The sequence below is a fragment of the Ramlibacter ginsenosidimutans genome, from assembly GCF_016654015.1.
Lineage (GTDB): Bacteria > Pseudomonadota > Gammaproteobacteria > Burkholderiales > Burkholderiaceae_C > Ramlibacter > Ramlibacter ginsenosidimutans.
In genome coordinates this window covers 111,236-126,436 of the sequence record NZ_JAEPWM010000004.1, presented here as the reverse complement: position 1 = coordinate 126,436, position 15,201 = coordinate 111,236, and the positions used below count along the sequence as shown (strand labels likewise).

Below are 15,201 nucleotides of genomic sequence, written 5' to 3'. Positions count from 1 at the left end.
GCTGGGCTGGACCCGTATCGGTGTTTGTACCGGGTGGACTTCCGCACACCTCTCCATGTCCGCCGCTTTCGCCGCCATCGACACCCCGGGCATGCGCCGCGCCACGCGCGAGCAGCTGTCCCTGGCCCTCATGGACGCGCGCAACTACACCCTGCAGTTGCTCGCGCGTTTCGAACACGCCCTCGGCGCGTCGCTCCGGGTCCCGGTGCTGCCCGAGATCGTGCCGCCGCTGTGGTTGGCAGGCCACGTTGCGTGGCTTGCGGAGTACTGGATCGCGCGCAACCCGCAGCGCGCGCTCGGCCCGCGCTGCCCCGCCGACACGGTGCGGCTCGCCTCGGTGGAACCGCAGGCCGACGAGTGGTTCGACCCGCGCCTCGTGGGGCATGCCGAGCGCTGGTCGCTGGCGCTGCCGGAGGCGGAAGCGGTCCGGGCCTACCTGCTGGACACGGTGGAGACCACGCTCGAACTGCTGGAGCGCACGCCCGACGAGGACGAGGCGCTGTACTTCTTCCGCATGGCGCTGTTCCACGAGGACTTGCGCGGCGAGGAACTCGTGACCATCGCGCAGACGCTGGGCATCCCGCTCGGCCTCGAGCTGCCCCCGGGGATGGCGACGCGTGCGCCGCTGGCGCTGCCCGCGACGAAATGGACGCTCGGCTGGCCCGACGACCACAGCTTCGCCCTCGACATCGAGCGCGGGCACGAGGCGGTGCAGGTGCCGGAGTTCGAGATCGACGCCCAGCCGGTCACCTGGGCGCAGTACGTCGAGTTCATCGACGACGGCGGCTACGACCGGCAGGACCTGTGGCAGCCGCGCGGCTGGGACTGGCTGCAGGCCGAGGCGCAACGCGAGGGCCGGCGCGGCCCGCGGCACGTGGAGCAGATCGGCATCGCCAGCGGCGCGGTGATGCAGGGCTTCTTCGGCAAGCCGATGCGCATGGGCGCAACGCAGGTGGCGATGCACGTGAGCTGGTGGGAGGCCGATGCGTGGGCGCGCTGGTCCGGACGCCGCCTGCCCACCGAAGCCGAATGGGAGATCGCCGCCGTGCAGGCCGCGCGCCGCGGCTGGCGCTGGGGCGAGGTGCGCGAATGGACCGCCGGCACGCTGCGGCCGTTCGCGGGCTTCCGCCAGGACGCCTGGGCGGCGCATGCGGAGCTCGATGCCGAGACGATGTTCGGCGCGGCGCGCGTGCTGCGCGGCGCCTCGTTCGCCACCCGTGCGCGGCTGCGCCATGTGCGCGCGCGGGCCTGGGCCCTGCCGGGGCGCGACGACGGCTTCTTCGGCTTCAGGACCTGCGCGCCGTGAGCTTGCGCTTGGGCGGCAACTGCCACCAGGGCAGCTCCGCCTTCAGGCTGAGGACCTCGCCGCAGCGCCACGGCGCGTAGCCCGGCAAGGAGGCGAGCGCCTCCTGCCACGGCGCCGACTGGAGCACCCGGCGCAGCGCCGCGACCGGCGGCTGGTCGAGCGCGTCCTTCAGGCACACCAGGTAGTAGTGCTCGCGCAGGAGGGGCTCGAACGCGAGCCCCCGGGCGCGCGCCGCGGCTTCGATGCCGAGGCCCGCATCCGCGCTGCCCGAGGCCACCGCCTGCGCCACGGCCGCATGCGAAGGCTCCTCGCGCTCGTAGCCCGCGACCTCCCCGGGGCTGAGCTCGTCGCGCGCGAGCAGCTCGTCGAACAGCAGGCGGGTGCCGGTGCCTGCCGGCCGGTTCACGAAGCGGGCGCGCCAGCGCACGACGTCGCGCAGGGAGTGCAGCCGCATCGGGTTGCCCGGCGCCACCATCAGGCCCTGGCTGCGCTCGGCGAACCCGATCAGCTTGTGCTGCCCCGGTTGCAGCAGCGGCTGGTAGGCCCGCTGCGTGAAGCTGCCCAGCCCGGGCTGCTGCGAGCTGTGGAAGCCGGCCAGCGTGCAGCGTCCCGCATTGAGCGCGGCGATCGCGTCCACGCTGCCGAGGAAATGCACGTCCAGGTGCAGTTGGGCCTGCTGCACGGCGACGTCGCGGAGCAGCGAGAGGCCGTCATCGTGGCTCGCGAACAGCGTGAGCACCAGGGCCTTGTCGTCGAACGCCACCGCGAACGCGCGCTCGAGGTCCGCGCGCAGGGACTCGATCTGCGGCGCGAGCCGCGCCTGCGCCTGCCGCTCGGCCCACAGCAGCTTTTCGCCGAAGGGCGCGAGCCGCGCGCGCTGGCCCTTCTCCCACAGCAGCAGCGGATGCCCCAGCTGTTCTTCCCAGCGCCGCAGTTCGCCCCAGACGTGGCGATAGGAGAGGCCGAGCACCCTGGCGGCCGCGGCGATGGAACCTTGTTCCTGCACGGCATGCAGCAGGTCGATCAGCGCGTTGCGGACCCAGCCGTCCTGGCGCCGCGCGCCGAATTCGTACGAGAGTTCCACCTTGCGCATGACGCGAGTATGCGGGCACGCGAGCGTCACCTGGGCAGGGGCAATGGATCGTAGGCTGGGGTGACGCAGGAACCCCAGCGATGCGCGCAGCGCTGGGGTTCGCTTCGCTCACCACCAGCCTACGTGTGACGGAACCCCCGCGCACGCCCGGTGCTATGCACCTGCGTTCATAGCTCGCAAGCCCCGCCTGTCTCCCGCCGCGGATGCCAGTAGCATGGCGGCCCCATGAACACGTTCCAGGAGAGCCTCGGGCAGGCGGCACGCCTCGTCCTCGATGCGGATCCCGTCCTGCTGTCCATCGTCGCGCGTTCGCTCGCGGTGAGCGGCACGGCCTGCGCGATCGCGTGCGTCGTCGGCATCGGCCTGGGGGCATGGTTCGCGGTGGTCCGCTTCCCCGGACGCGACGCGCTGCTGACGGTGCTCAACACCTTCCTGGCCGTGCCCTCAGTGGTGGTCGGTCTCGTCGTCTACCTGCTGCTCTCGCGCAGCGGGCCGCTGGGCTCGCTCGGCTGGCTGTTCTCGTTCAAGGCCATGGTGCTGGCGCAGTCGCTGCTCGTGTTGCCGGTGGCGGCCGCGCTGACGCGCCAGGTGGTGGAAGACGCCGACCGCGCCAACGGCGAGCAGCTGGCCTCGCTCGGCGCGCACGGGCCGCTGCGCAGCCTGCTGCTCGCGTGGGACGAGCGCTTCGCGCTGCTCACCGTGATCCTCGCGAGCTTCGGCCGGGCCATCTCCGAGGTCGGAGCAGTGATGATCGTCGGCGGCAACATCGACGGGTTCACGCGCGTGATGACCACCGCCATCGCGCTGGAGACCAGCAAGGGCGACCTGCCGCTGGCGCTCGCGCTCGGCGTGCTGCTGCTCGCGGTCGTTCTGGCGCTCAACGCCGCGATCTCCCTGGTCTCGCGCTGGCGCGGCGCGCACGCCGAAGGCGTGGTGCTGGCGGGAGCCAGCTGATGAGTGCCTGGGTGCAGCTGAAGGGCGTCGACCTGCGCTACGGCACCGTGGCGGCCTTGCGCGGCGTGGACCTGCGCATCGCGCCGGGCGAGCGCGTCGCGCTGGTCGGCCCGAATGGCAGCGGCAAGAGCTCCCTGCTGCGCGTGCTGCACGGCCTGCTGGCGCCGAGCGCCGGCACGGTGCTGCGCGACGGCGCCATGCGCCAGGCGATGGTGTTCCAGCGGCCGTTCGCGCTGCGGGCCTCGGCGCTGGCGAACGTGGCGCTGGGGCTGTGGCTGCGCGGGACGCCCTGGCGGCAGGCCCGGCTCGATGCGATGCGTGCGCTGGAGCGCGTGGAGCTCGGCGCCCGCGCGCTGCGCAATGCGCGCACGCTCTCCGGTGGCGAGCTGCAGCGGCTCGCGCTCGCCCGTGCCTGGGCGCTCGACCCGCACGTGCTGCTGCTCGACGAGCCCACCTCCGCTCTCGACCCGCATGCCAAGCGCGAGGTCGAACGCCTGATGGCGGAGTTCGCCGCCGGCGGCACCACCCTGGTGTTCGCCAGCCACAACCTGGGCCAGGTGAAGCGCCTGGCCAGCCGCGTCGTGTACCTGCAGGAAGGCCGCGTGCTCGCGGACCTTTCGCAGTCGGCATTTTTCGATGGCCCGTTGGGACAGACGTCGCGCGAGGCCGAGTTGTTCGTCAGAGGAGAGTTGGGATGAAGTTCACCCGCCGCATCGCCTGCATCGCGCTGCTCGGATTCGCCGCTGCCACGGCGGCCCGCGCCGAGGACACGATGGTCATGGCATCGACCACGTCCACCGAGCAGTCCGGGCTGTTCTCGCACCTGCTGCCCGCGTTCACCAAAGCCACCGGCATCACGGTGAAGGTGGTGGCGGTCGGCACCGGGCAGGCGATCGACATGGCCAGGCGCGGCGACGCGGACGTGCTGTTCGTGCACGACCGCGCGGCGGAGCAGAAGTACGTCGCCGAGGGCTATGCGCCGCACCGCTACCCCGTCATGTACAACGACTTCGTGCTGGTGGGCCCGAAGTCCGATCCGGCAGGGGTGAAGGGCAACGACATCGTCGCGGCCCTGAAGAAGATCGCGGCGGCCAACGCGCCCTTCATCTCGCGCGGCGACAAGAGCGGGACCGACGCGGCCGAAAAGCGTTTCTGGGCGCAGTCGGGCCTGGCCAGCCGCGGCAGCGGCTACAAGCAATGCGGCTGCGGCATGGGACCGGCGCTGAACATCGGCGCGTCCAGCAATGCCTACGTGCTCACCGACCGCGGCACCTGGCTCAGCTTCAAGAACCGCGGCGACCTCGACATCCTCGTGCAGGGCGACAAGCGCCTGTTCAACCAGTACGGCGTGATGCTGGTGAGCCCGCAGAAGTTCCCGCACGTGAAGGTGGCGGAAGCGCAGAAGTTCATCGACTGGGTCACCTCGCCCGCCGGCCAGCAGGTGATCGCGAGCTACCGCATCAACGGCCAGCAGCTGTTCTTCCCGAACGCCGGCACGGAGAACTGAGGCGGGCTCAGGCCCCGGGCAAGGGCGGCAGCACGCGCAGCAGCGTCGCGGTCATGAGCGGCTTGGCCAGGAAATGGTCGAAGCCCGCCAGTTCCGCGGCGACGCGGGACTCGGCGGAGGTCGAACCGGTGAGTGCGATCAGGCGCATCTTCGAGCCGTCCGGCTGGCGGCGGATGTGCGTGCACGCCACCAGACCGCCCATGACGGGCATGTGCAGGTCCAGGATCACGGCCGCCGGCTGGTGCTCCAGGCACAGCGACACCGCGGCTTCCCCGTCGAATGCGAGCAGCGTGCGGTAGCCCACCAGCTCCAGCACTTCGGCGACGTGCCGCGCGCTCTCGGGCTGGTCGTCGACGACCAGCACCAGCGGCGCGTTCCCGGCAGGCTGTGGAGAGGGCGGGTTCATCGAGGCGAAGCGGGTCCTGCGGCAGTGCGTGCCATGGTGGCAGGCGGTCCGGACGGCCGCTTGATGCAGCGCAAATCCGGGCGACGTCGCCGCGCCGTCACAACCACCCCTGCTGGCGTCACGTATGCGGCCAGGCGACGGAGACGTGTACCAGCACGACGCATGGGACGGGACTCTACCGGCGCTGCCGCAGCGGGCCAGTAGGACGAAGGCTCAGCGGGTACGACGGGGGCGCGCGTTGGCAGCCGGGGTGGGCTCTCCAGCAGGAGAACGCAGAGGACGCAAAGGTGACGCAGAGCGCGCAGAGGAACATCCTTTCAAGGTTTTCTCTGCGAAGGTCTTCTCTGCGTCCTCTGCGTCACCTCTGCGCACTCTGCGTTCCATTGCCCGGTCGCCCACTCGTCTCATGGACGGCAACGCCGCCAGCCCGCAAGGGAACGTGCCCGCTTGGTGTCCAATGGCGGCATGACGGCAGGACACGACCACGACGGGCACGCACACGGCCAAGACCACGGCCATGACCACGGCCATGACCACGGCCGTGGCCGTGGCCATGACCACGGCCATGGCCATGGCCACGGCCTGGGCCACTCGCACGCGCACGCGCCCGCCTCCTTCGGCCGCGCTTTCGCGATCGGCTGCGTGCTGAACATCGGATTCGTGATCGCCGAATGGACGTTCGGCGCGCTGGCGCATTCGCTCGCCCTGATCGCGGACGCGGTCCACAACTTCGGCGACGTGCTGGCGCTGCTGCTGGCCTGGGGCGCGGCCGGACTGGCGCGCCGACCGCCCAGCGAGCGATTCACCTATGGCTTGCGCGGCAGTTCCATCCTCGCCGCATTGATGAATGCCGGGGCCCTGGTGCTCGTGACCGGCGCCCTCGGCTGGGAGGCGCTGCGGCGCCTGCCTCACCCCGGCACGGTGGACGGCGTCATCGTGATCTGGGTGGCCCTGGCCGGCGTCGTCGTGAATGGCGTGACGGCCTGGCTCTTCATGGGCGGCCGCGACGACCTCAACATCCGCGGCGTCTACCTGCACATGGCGGCCGATGCGGCCGTGTCGCTGGCGGTCGCGATCGCCGGCGCGGCCGTGATGTTCACCGGCTGGAACTGGCTCGACCCGGCGCTCACGCTGGCCGTGTCGGCGGTGATCCTCTGGAGCTCCTGGGACCTGCTGCGCCAGTCCCTGCGCCTGGCCTTGCAGGCGGTGCCGGCCGGCATCCGCACGGGCGAGGTGCGCGACTGGCTGGGCGCCTTGCCCGGCGTCACCGAGGTGCACGACCTGCACATCTGGGCGATGAGCACCTCGGAGAATGCCTTGACGGCGCACCTGGTGATCCCCGCCGGCCACCCCGGCGACGCCTTCCTGCACGACGCCTGCCAGCGGCTGTCGCAGCACTTCGCGATCCACCACGCCACCCTGCAGATCGAGGTGGCCAGCACCGGCGCCGCCTGCGCCCTGGCGCCCCAGCACGTCGTGTGAGCGCGACGGGGCGGCCCGAACCGGGAACTTCCCCTTAACGCCGCGGCCGCGCTGCAGTACAAGGAGCACAGCGGCAGGGCGCCGCGCCAAGGGGACGCGTATGGGCAAGTCGGAACGCGAACGCCGGCACCAGGCCAACCTGGATCGCATCGACCGCGTGCAACTGGTCTGCGGCAGCGCCGATGGCCTGCGCATCGACCACGAGGGCACGCTGTTCGAACGGGCCCGCATGCTGGGCGAGGAGATCAGCGCCCACCAGGCCACCGAGCTGGGGCTGGCCGCCCTCGACCGGCTGCTGCGCCGGGTGGAGGGCCGCGACCCGCGCCACCGGCGCGACATCCTGGCCTTCATCGCGGCCGTCTGGAACAACAAGCCGCTCGCGCTGGCCACCCTGCGCGGCCTGGAGCAGTCCGTCGGCGACGACATGGTGGCCGTGCTCGATGCCTTCCGCTACGGTCGCCTGAACCTGGTGGAACACGTCGAAGGCGGCCCGCGCCGGGTGACGCGTGCGCTGAGGGACTGGACCGGCGCCAGCGTGTGAGGGCCGGAACCGGCTCCATCGCCGGGGCTGACTTTATTTTCGGCCCGCTGTAACCGGGACGGGCTTTCGTCCGAATCACTCCACGAAGGATGGCCACGAGCGACGTCGAGGCAGAACTGCACGGCCTGTTCGTGCGCGGCCAGGCCGGCGACGCGGCGGCGTACCACGCCTTCCTGCGCCGGCTGGGCGCGCACCTGCGCGCCTACCTGCGACGCCGGCTGTTCGGCTGGCCCGATGAAGTGGAAGACCTCGTCCAGGAGTGCCTGCTCGCGATGCACAACCAGCGCCACACCTACCAGCCCGAGCAGCCGCTGACCGCCTGGGTGCATGCGATCGCCCGCTACAAGATGATCGACCTGCTGCGCGCCAAGGCGGCACGCGAAGACCTGCACGAGCCGCTGGACGACGACCTCCCGGTGTTTGCCGCGTCGCTGGAGGAAGCCGGTGACGCGCGCCGCGACCTCGCCGGGCTGCTGGACACCTTGCCCGACCGCCATCGCCTGCCGATCGTGCACGTCAAGCTGGAAGGACGCTCGGTCGCCGAGACCGCGCAGCTGACCGGCATGTCGGAGTCGGCCGTGAAGGTCGGCATCCACCGCGGCCTGAAGGCGCTGGCGGCCAAGCTCGGACGCCCGGCCGCATGAAGACCGACGAGCTCGTCGCGCTGCTGGCCGCCGACGCACAGCCGGTGCGTCCCCATGCGGCGCGCCGCACGCTGGCCCTGGCGGTGCTCGCGGGGTTGCCCTTTTCCGTCGCGCTCATGCTCGCGGGCTACGGCCTGCGGCCGGGACTCGCGTCCAGCCTCGTGCACGAGCCGATGGCGCTGTTCAAGGTACTGATGCCGGCGGCCATCGCCATCGCCGGCTTCGTCGCGACCGAGCGGCTGGCGCGCCCGGGCGTGCCGGTGCGGCGCGCCTGGCTGGGCGTGGTGGTGCCGGTGCTGCTGGTGTGGATCCTGGCCGCGATCACCTGGGCCGGCGCGACGCCGGCCGAACAGCCCGCGCTGCTGTGGGGCCGCACCTGGCGCACCTGCGCCCTGAACATCACGGCCATGGCCTTGCCGGTGTTCGCGGCCTCCGTGCTCGCGCTGCGCCGGCTCGCGCCCACGCGACCCACTCTGGCCGGTGCGGCGGCGGGTGCGCTGGCCGCCGGCGCCGGCGCCGCGGTGTACGCGCTGCACTGTCCCGAACTGGCCGCGCCCTTCCTGGCCGTCTGGTACGTGCTGGGCATGGCGATCCCGGTGATCGCAGGGGCGGCGCTGGGGCGCTGGCTGTTGCGGTGGTGAACGGGCGTTAGCGCGCAGCAGCACCCGGTTTTCCTCCCTCTCCCCCTGGGAGAGGGTCGGGGTGAGGGCATGCGGCGCTGGTATCGCGGTCCGCCGGGCGCCCCCACCCCAACCCTCCCCCGGAGGGGGAGGGAGTTTGAAGGCGCGGCGCTCAGGCGGCCAGGCGGCGGCGTGGACGCGGACGCGAGATCTGGCGCGTCGGTGCGTCGGCCGGGTCCGCGGCTTCCGGCGCATCGTCGAGCATGGCCAAGCCCGACGCGTGTCCGCCGCTGCGCGTGTGCCGCGCGAACAGGCGCGCGTAGTAACCGCCTTGCGCCAGCAACTCCTGGTGCGTGCCGATCGCGTCGACCCGGCCGCCGCGCAGCACGACGATGCGGTCGGCGTCCATGACGGTGGAGAGACGGTGCGCCACCACCAGCGTGGTGCGGTCGCGCGTGAGGCGGTCCAGGGCCGCCTGCACCAGGGCTTCGCTCTCGTTGTCCAGGGCGCTCGTCGCTTCGTCGAGCACGAGGATCGGCGGATTCTTCAGCAGCGCGCGCGCGATCGCGATGCGCTGCTTCTGGCCGCCGGACAGGCCGGCGCCGCGCTCGCCCACGACCGTGTCGTAGCCCTGCGGCAGCTTCGCAATGAACTCGTGCGCGTTCGCCGCGCGTGCTGCGGCTTCGGCCTGGTCGCGGGTGGCGCCGGGCGTGCCGTAGCTGATGTTCGCGAGGATCGTGTCGTTGAACAGGTGCACGTCCTGCATCACGGTGCCGACCTGGCGGCGCAGCGACTGGCGCGTGCAATGGGCGATGTCGACGCCGTCGACCAGGATGCGCCCGGCCGTGGGCGCATGCAGGCGCTCCAGCAGCGACACCAGCGTCGTCTTGCCGCAGCCGCTCGGGCCGACCAGGGCCACGGTCTCGCCGGGCTGCACGGTCAGCGAGATGTCGCGCAGCACCGGGCGGCCTTCCGTGTAGCCGAAGGAGACGTGCTCGAAGGTGACGCCGCCCGCCGTGACGGCGAGCTCCTGCGCATCCGGCCGGTCCGCGACCGGGTCGGGCGCATCGAGGATGGACGCCACGGTCTCCAGCGACACGCCCGCGCGGCGCACCGTGGCATACACGTTCGTGAGGCCCTGGATCGGACCGAACAGGCCGCCCACGTACTGCAGCGCGGCGACCAGCGTGCCCACGGTGCCGTGGCCACGCAGCACGAGCCAGGCGCCCAGGGTCGCGACGGACAGGCGCGCGGCCGCGGCCGAGAGGCCTTGCAGCGAACCCGTGCGGGCATCGCGGCGGGCGCCTTGCGTGACGCGCTCGTTGCCCTTGGCCACGGCGTCCAGGAAGCGCTGCTGCTCCGCGTGCTCCATGGCGAAGCCCTTGACGGTACGGATGCCGGAGAGCACCTCGGACCAGCGGCCGAAGGTCGCCGTCCAGTGGTCCAGCAGTACGCGATCGCGCTGCGTCTGCTCGCGCGCAGCCCGCATGCCGATCACGGCCGGTAGCGGTGCGAACACGCAGACCGCGAGCGCGAGCCGCCAGTCCAGCTCCAGCAGGGCGGCGACCGCCAGCCCCAGGTAGGCGATGGCGGGCAGGGCGTTGAACGCGAGGTCGCCGATGGCGGAGACGAAGCCGTTGATGGACGTGTTGACCCGGCTCACCGTACCGCCCACCGTGTGCTGCTGGTGCCAGGTGAGGGGCAGCTCGTGCAGCTTCGAGGTGACGCGCTGGCGCAGCGCGAAGTCCATGTCCAGGCGCACGCGCCAGCTGCGCGCGGCCAGCAGGCGCGCCAGCCAGACGTTCGCGAGTTCCGCGCCGGCGACGAGGCCGAGCGCGACCAGGATGGTCAGGCCGGTGTCGGGCCGCAGCCGCCCCGGCGCCGTCGTCGCGACCTTGGTCAGCACGTCCACCAGGCGCATGACCGCGAGCGGCGCCGCGGCGCTGACGGCCGCCAGCACCAGCGCGAGCGCCACGACCTTGGCGATCGGCCGCTCGAAGCCGCGCAGCCAGGGCAGGGCCCGGTGCAGCACGGTGTGCGCGTCGCGCATGGGGGTCGCCAGCGGCGCGCGCTCGCCCGACCGGGCGGCAGGCTCGCGCGACTGCGCATTCAACAGGTGGGGCAAGGAGGCGCGTGTCACAAGGCTTGCCAACGGATGAGCAGGCCCGGGAGTTGACTGGCCGAGGGCTGGTGCCCGCCGCCTTGTCAGCTCTGCGAAGGAATCGGCGCCAGCCCGTAAATTTCGCACGGACGCCCCGCCCGCGCGGCCTTCGGTTCAGGCTAGTGCTGGTCCTGCTGGCGAGCATGGGCTCGCGCTGGGGAGTGCGGCGATCGCGGCCGCATCGGTGGATCGCGGGGGGGCGGGCAAGTAGAACGCAGAGGTTACGCAGAGGACGCAAAGGAAAACCGGAAGAAGGGGGGAAAGCGCAGCGGGAAGGCAAGGGAAACGAGAAAACCTTCATGTGTTCTCTGCGTCCTCTGCGTAACCTTTGCGCCCTCTGCGTTCTCCTGCGCGCTCTCGCACTAGCCAACTTCCGCGCGCCCCTGCGTTCTCCCGCCCGCTCCCGCGCTATCCAACCTCTGTGCGCTCTGCGTTCGCCTGCTGCCCACGCACCACCCACCGCTCCACCCCGTCGAACAGCCACTGCATCGCCAGCGCCAGCAATGCCGCCGGGACCGCCCCGGCCAGCATGGTGTTCGTGTCGTTCACCGCCAGTCCGGCCACGATGCGTTCGCCCAGGCCGCCGGCGCCGATGAAGGTGGCGACCGTGGCCATGCCCACGTTCCAGACGGCGGCGGTCTTGATGCCGGCGAGGATGGTGGGCGCGGCCAGCGGCAGCTCGATGCTGCGCAGCACCTGCGGCTCGCGCAGGCCCAGCGCGTACGCGGCGTCGCGCACGCCCGGCGCAAGGCTCGCCAGTCCCGCGTGCGTGTTGCGCACGATGGGCAGCAGCGCGTAGACGACCAGCGCCACCAGCGCCGGCACGAAGCCGATGCTGCCGACGATGGCGATCAGGAACGCGAGCAGCGCCAGCGACGGAATCGTCTGCGCCATGCCGACGGCGCCCATGAGCACTCCGGCAATCCGGGGCCGGCGGAAGGCCAGCACGCCGAGCGGCAGCCCGATCACGATGGCGATGGCCACCGAGCCGAACACCAGCACCAGGTGCTGGCGCAGCAGGCGCGGCAGGTCCGGCGCGAACAGGTGTTGCCAAAAGCCCTGGCGCTGCGCCGGCGCGGCGCTCGCGGCGGCTGCGGCTGCGGGCTGCGCCCCCTGGCCGCGTGCGAGGAAGTCGCGCGCGACCGCCGTGAAGGACTTGCCGTCGATTTCGGCCGCGCCGTTCATGGCCCGCATCGCATCCTCGTCGATGCGGCCGGCCAGCGAGGCCAGCGGACGCTCGTCGACTTCGGCACGCATCAGCAGCACCGCGTCGTAGCGCGGAAAGAACTGGCGGTCGTCGCGCAGCACGCGCAGGTGCAGCCGCTGGATCTGCGCATCGGTCGTGTACGCATCGACCACGTCCACCTGCTTCGCCGCGAGCGCCTGGTAGGCGAGCCCGTGGTCCAGCCCGCTGCCGGGCGTGAAGGGCAGGCCGTAGGCCTTCTTCAGCGCGTTCCAGCCGTCGGCGCGCACCAGGAATTCGTGCGAGAGCCCGAAGCGCAGCGGCTCGCGGCTGCGCGCGAGGTCCGAGATGCTTGCGATGCCCAGGCGGGCGGCGTCGTCCTCGCGCATCGCGAGCGCGTAGCTGTTGTTGAAGCCGAGCGGGATGCCCGCCTTCAGCCCGTGCGGGGCCAGCCAGGCGTTGATCTGTTCGAGCGTGGGCGCGGGCGCGTCCTTCTTCAGCAGCTCGCGCACGATGGTCCCGGTGTATTCGGGGTACAGGTCGATCCCGTGCGTGGCGAGCGCCTGCTCCATGACCGCGGTGTTGCCGAGGCCCTGGCGGTGTTCGGCCGCGATGCCGGAGCGCTCGTAGGTCTGGCGAACGATCTCGCCGAGCAGGTAGCTTTCGGTGAAGCGCTTGGAGCCGACGACCACCGGGGCGGCAGCGGAGGCGAGGCTGGCGCACAGCACCAGCGCAGCCAGCAGGATGCGGGCGAACAGGCGCCCCGGACGATCAGCCATGGCTTTGCTCTTCCTCCTCCTGGGGCGTGTCCCAGCCGGGCAGGCGATCGTCGCTGCGATGGCGGCGCGCCTCGGCGTCGGCGCGCTCGCGCGCCATCTGCGCCTCCAGCTGCTGCCGGCCTTCCTTGACCACGGCGATCATCTTCGCCCGGTCGCGGTGGTAGGGATACATCCGTTCGAACAGCGCCAGGTTGTGGCGGCGGAAGCGCATGGCCTGGCGGCGCGCCTCGTGCGGCGTCTGCCCCAGCAGCTCCAGCACGCGCCGCCCGGTGCGCAGGCTGGATTCGAACAGCTCGCGGTCGACCCGCATGACGCCGCGGTCGCGCAGTTCGTTCCAGTGCGTGACGTCGCGGGCGCGCGCGACCAGTTGCAGCTTCGGAAAATTCTCCTGCACCAGGTCCACGATGCGCAGCGACTGCTCGCGGTCGTCCACCGCCACCACGAACACCTGGGCCGACGCCGCGCCGGCGGTACGCAACAGGTCCAGCCGCGTGGCGTCGCCGTAATGCACCTTGTAGCCGAACGCCCGCGCCGCTTCAATCATGTCGGCGTCGTGGTCCAGCACCGTGGAGGCAATGCCTTGCGCATTGAGCAGGCGTCCCACCATCTGCCCGTAGCGGCCGAAGCCCGCGATGATCACCGGCGCATGCTGCGGCTCGCTGAGCTCGGGCAATTTCCTGCGCGCCGCGCCGTCCAGGCGCGGCATCACCCACCTGTCCACCACCACGAGCAGCACCGGGCCCAGCAGCATGGACACCGCCACGGCGCCGATCAGCAGCGACGCGGTCTCCGCCGGCAGCACGGAGCCGTTGGCTGCGGCCTGGAACACCACGAACGCGAACTCGCCGCCCTGCGCCAGCAGCACCGTGAACACGGGCCGCTCCTGCAGCGGGATGCCCATCGGCTTGGCGATGAACCAGACCACCACGGCCTTCAGCGCCAGCAGCGCGAGCACGATGGCCGCCATCGCGAGCGGGGCGTGGGCCAGCGCGGCGAAGTCCACGCTCATGCCGACCGCGATGAAGAACAGGCCCAGCAGCAGGCCCTTGAACGGTTCGATGTCGGTCTCGAGTTCGCGCCGGTATTCGCTTTCCGCCAGCAGCACGCCGGCGAGGAAGGCGCCCAGCGCCATCGACATGCCGACCAGTTGCATGAGCGCGGCGATCGCGACGACCAGCAGCAGCGCCGCGGCCGTGAAGATCTCCGGCGTGCGGCTGCGCGCGATCCACCGCAGCAGCGGGCGCAGGGCAAGCCGGCCACCGAGCACGATGGCCGCGATCACGCCGACGATCTTGGCCGCGCTTTCCCACGCGGGCGTCTCGCTGTGCGCGTCCTGCACGCCGATGGCCAGCAGCGGCAGCAGCGCCAGGATCGGAATGGCCGCGACGTCCTGGAACAGCAGGATGGAGAAGCCGGCCTGGCCGCTGCTGGTGGGCAGCAGGTTGCGCTCGCCCATCACCTGCAGGGCGATGGCGGTGGACGACAGTGCGAGCCCGAGCGAGGCGACGAGCGCGACGCGCCACGGCGCCCCCGCGAGCAGGCCCACCCCGAACAGCAGCGCCGCGCAACCGAGCACCTGCGCGCTGCCCCAGCCGAAGATCGGCTGGCGCAGGCTCCACAGGCGCCGCGGCTCCAGTTCCAGCCCGACCAGGAACAGCATCAGCACCACGCCGAACTCGGCGAAGTGCAGGATGTCCTCGACGTTGCTCACGAGGCCGAAGCCGTAGGGGCCGATCGCGATGCCGGCGGCGAGGTAGCCGAGGATGGATCCCAGTCCAAGGGCACGCGACAGCGGCACCACGAATACCGCGGCGCCGAGGTAGATCAGGCTGCTGGTCAGCCAGCCGGGAAGGTGCGGCTCCATTCAGGCCTCCGTGTGCGGATCCGGCAGCGGCCGGTCGGTGGTCGGAACGTCCACGACGGGGCACGCCCCCAGGTCCTCCAGCTCCGGCCAGTCCGGGTAACTCGCGAGCCGCTGCTGGAACACGCCCACGTGCGCCTCGATGTCCGCGTGGCTCGCGCGATGCGCGCCGTGCAGCAGCAGCGGCGGCAGGAAGCGCATGCCGCACAGCGTGGCGGTCTGCTCGTACGGCGGCAGGAATGCGTCGAAGAAATAGCGGTTGTAGCCTTGCGGGTGGTACGAGGCCTCGGGCCCGCCGGTGCTCGCGACCAGCCAGACGTCCTTGCCGGTGAGCGCCGTGCCGCCGGGTCCATAGGCCCATCCGTAGGCGAGGACCTCGTCGCACCAGAGCTTCATCAGCGCGGGCATGGCGTACCACTGGATCGGGTGCAGCAGCACCAGCAGGTCCGCCGCCTGCGCCAGCGACTGCTCGCGCGACGCGTCGATGTCGTAGTCGGGATAGGCGCCATACAGGTCGCGCACCTTCACGTGCGGCACCTGCCGCGCCGCCTCCAGCAACAGCCGGTTCACGCGCGACTCCGACCAGTCCGGATGCGCAGCGATCAGGTAGACGCGAGGCGCGGCAGCCCGCGGTTCGGAATCTGGCATGCCGCGAACATAACGC

The 15,201-nt window shown here is 71.6% G+C and carries 14 protein-coding genes; 8 read left to right on the top strand and 6 right to left on the bottom strand.

The window, feature by feature from the left end; genetic code table 11:
• Positions 1-55 precede the first annotated feature (55 nt).
• Positions 56-1,306, top strand: a complete 1,251-nt coding sequence (locus JJB11_RS11740; RefSeq protein WP_201964783.1) for an SUMF1/EgtB/PvdO family nonheme iron enzyme — start codon at positions 56-58, stop codon at positions 1,304-1,306.
• Here JJB11_RS11740 and JJB11_RS11735 read toward each other — a convergent pair.
• Positions 1,287-2,399 carry a substrate-binding domain-containing protein gene (locus JJB11_RS11735; protein ID WP_201170883.1) on the bottom strand — a complete coding sequence of 371 codons (1,113 nt, stop codon included), beginning with the start codon at positions 2,397-2,399 and terminating at the stop codon, positions 1,287-1,289. The two genes, JJB11_RS11740 and JJB11_RS11735, sit on opposite strands and share 20 nt — an antisense overlap.
• A gap of 225 nt (positions 2,400-2,624) precedes the next feature.
• On the opposite strand from JJB11_RS11735, the gene JJB11_RS11730 reads away from it, so the two are divergent.
• Genes JJB11_RS11730 through JJB11_RS11720 form a run of 3 tightly spaced genes read left to right on the top strand, consistent with a single transcriptional unit; the run spans position 2,625 to position 4,860 of the window.
• Positions 2,625-3,353: an ABC transporter permease gene (locus JJB11_RS11730; RefSeq protein ID WP_201170881.1), complete on the top strand. Its 729-nt coding sequence runs from the start codon at positions 2,625-2,627 to the stop codon at positions 3,351-3,353.
• Positions 3,353-4,051: an ABC transporter ATP-binding protein gene (locus JJB11_RS11725; protein WP_201170879.1), complete on the top strand. Its 699-nt coding sequence runs from the start codon at positions 3,353-3,355 to the stop codon at positions 4,049-4,051. The genes JJB11_RS11730 and JJB11_RS11725 overlap by 1 nt, the downstream gene beginning before the upstream one ends.
• Positions 4,048-4,860 (top strand): ABC transporter substrate-binding protein, encoded by an 813-nt coding sequence (locus JJB11_RS11720; RefSeq protein WP_201170877.1) that lies wholly within the window; start codon positions 4,048-4,050, stop codon positions 4,858-4,860. The genes JJB11_RS11725 and JJB11_RS11720 overlap by 4 nt, the downstream gene beginning before the upstream one ends.
• 7 nt (positions 4,861-4,867) lie before the next feature.
• Here the strand turns inward: JJB11_RS11720 and JJB11_RS11715 are convergent, their stop codons facing one another.
• The gene (locus JJB11_RS11715) at positions 4,868-5,266 is read right to left on the bottom strand and encodes a response regulator (protein ID WP_201170873.1); all 399 of its coding nucleotides are present in this window, start codon (positions 5,264-5,266) and stop codon (positions 4,868-4,870) included.
• Positions 5,267-5,731: 465 nt separating this feature from the next.
• On the opposite strand from JJB11_RS11715, the gene JJB11_RS11710 reads away from it, so the two are divergent.
• From JJB11_RS11710 to JJB11_RS11695, 4 genes are all read left to right on the top strand, one after another.
• Positions 5,732-6,748 carry a cation diffusion facilitator family transporter gene (locus JJB11_RS11710; protein ID WP_201170871.1) on the top strand — a complete coding sequence of 339 codons (1,017 nt, stop codon included), beginning with the start codon at positions 5,732-5,734 and terminating at the stop codon, positions 6,746-6,748.
• 100 nt (positions 6,749-6,848) lie between these two features.
• Positions 6,849-7,289: a DUF7673 family protein gene (locus tag JJB11_RS11705; protein WP_201170869.1), complete on the top strand. Its 441-nt coding sequence runs from the start codon at positions 6,849-6,851 to the stop codon at positions 7,287-7,289.
• A gap of 89 nt (positions 7,290-7,378) precedes the next feature.
• Entirely contained in the window at positions 7,379-7,933 is a 555-nt protein-coding gene (locus JJB11_RS11700; protein ID WP_201170866.1) for a sigma-70 family RNA polymerase sigma factor, read from the top strand.
• Positions 7,930-8,574, top strand: a complete 645-nt coding sequence (locus JJB11_RS11695; protein ID WP_201170863.1) for an NrsF family protein — start codon at positions 7,930-7,932, stop codon at positions 8,572-8,574. The genes JJB11_RS11700 and JJB11_RS11695 overlap by 4 nt, the downstream gene beginning before the upstream one ends.
• A gap of 151 nt (positions 8,575-8,725) precedes the next feature.
• Here JJB11_RS11695 and JJB11_RS11690 read toward each other — a convergent pair whose 3' ends face one another.
• From JJB11_RS11690 to kefF, 4 genes are all read right to left on the bottom strand, one after another.
• Positions 8,726-10,678: an ABC transporter ATP-binding protein gene (locus JJB11_RS11690; RefSeq protein WP_201964782.1), complete on the bottom strand. Its 1,953-nt coding sequence runs from the start codon at positions 10,676-10,678 to the stop codon at positions 8,726-8,728.
• 444 nt (positions 10,679-11,122) lie between these two features.
• The gene (locus tag JJB11_RS11685; protein ID WP_201170860.1) at positions 11,123-12,676 is read right to left on the bottom strand and encodes an ABC transporter permease/substrate-binding protein; all 1,554 of its coding nucleotides are present in this window, start codon (positions 12,674-12,676) and stop codon (positions 11,123-11,125) included.
• On the bottom strand, positions 12,669-14,540 hold the full coding sequence (gene kefC / locus JJB11_RS11680; protein ID WP_201170854.1) for a glutathione-regulated potassium-efflux system protein KefC: 1,872 nt from the start codon (positions 14,538-14,540) through the stop codon (positions 12,669-12,671). Before kefC ends, JJB11_RS11685 begins: the two co-directional genes overlap by 8 nt.
• Positions 14,541-15,185 carry a glutathione-regulated potassium-efflux system oxidoreductase KefF gene (kefF, locus tag JJB11_RS11675; RefSeq protein ID WP_201170843.1) on the bottom strand — a complete coding sequence of 215 codons (645 nt, stop codon included), beginning with the start codon at positions 15,183-15,185 and terminating at the stop codon, positions 14,541-14,543.
• Between the last annotated feature and the right edge of the window lie 16 nt (positions 15,186-15,201).

What these genes read in the sequence shown, in the direction of transcription:
- JJB11_RS11740 (WP_201964783.1), top strand. Translation starts at nt 56, where the DNA reads ATGTCCGCCGCTTTCGCCGCCATCGACACCCCGGGCATGCGCCGCGCC.
- JJB11_RS11735 (WP_201170883.1), bottom strand. Translation starts at nt 2,399, where the DNA reads ATGCGCAAGGTGGAACTCTCGTACGAATTCGGCGCGCGGCGCCAGGAC.
- JJB11_RS11730 (WP_201170881.1), top strand. Translation starts at nt 2,625, where the DNA reads ATGAACACGTTCCAGGAGAGCCTCGGGCAGGCGGCACGCCTCGTCCTC.
- JJB11_RS11725 (WP_201170879.1), top strand. Translation starts at nt 3,353, where the DNA reads ATGAGTGCCTGGGTGCAGCTGAAGGGCGTCGACCTGCGCTACGGCACC.
- JJB11_RS11720 (WP_201170877.1), top strand. Translation starts at nt 4,048, where the DNA reads ATGAAGTTCACCCGCCGCATCGCCTGCATCGCGCTGCTCGGATTCGCC.
- JJB11_RS11715 (WP_201170873.1), bottom strand. Translation starts at nt 5,266, where the DNA reads ATGAACCCGCCCTCTCCACAGCCTGCCGGGAACGCGCCGCTGGTGCTG.
- JJB11_RS11710 (WP_201170871.1), top strand. Translation starts at nt 5,732, where the DNA reads ATGACGGCAGGACACGACCACGACGGGCACGCACACGGCCAAGACCAC.
- JJB11_RS11705 (WP_201170869.1), top strand. Translation starts at nt 6,849, where the DNA reads ATGGGCAAGTCGGAACGCGAACGCCGGCACCAGGCCAACCTGGATCGC.
- JJB11_RS11700 (WP_201170866.1), top strand. Translation starts at nt 7,379, where the DNA reads ATGGCCACGAGCGACGTCGAGGCAGAACTGCACGGCCTGTTCGTGCGC.
- JJB11_RS11695 (WP_201170863.1), top strand. Translation starts at nt 7,930, where the DNA reads ATGAAGACCGACGAGCTCGTCGCGCTGCTGGCCGCCGACGCACAGCCG.
- JJB11_RS11685 (WP_201170860.1), bottom strand. Translation starts at nt 12,676, where the DNA reads ATGGCTGATCGTCCGGGGCGCCTGTTCGCCCGCATCCTGCTGGCTGCG.
- kefC (WP_201170854.1), bottom strand. Translation starts at nt 14,540, where the DNA reads ATGGAGCCGCACCTTCCCGGCTGGCTGACCAGCAGCCTGATCTACCTC.
- kefF (WP_201170843.1), bottom strand. Translation starts at nt 15,185, where the DNA reads ATGCCAGATTCCGAACCGCGGGCTGCCGCGCCTCGCGTCTACCTGATC.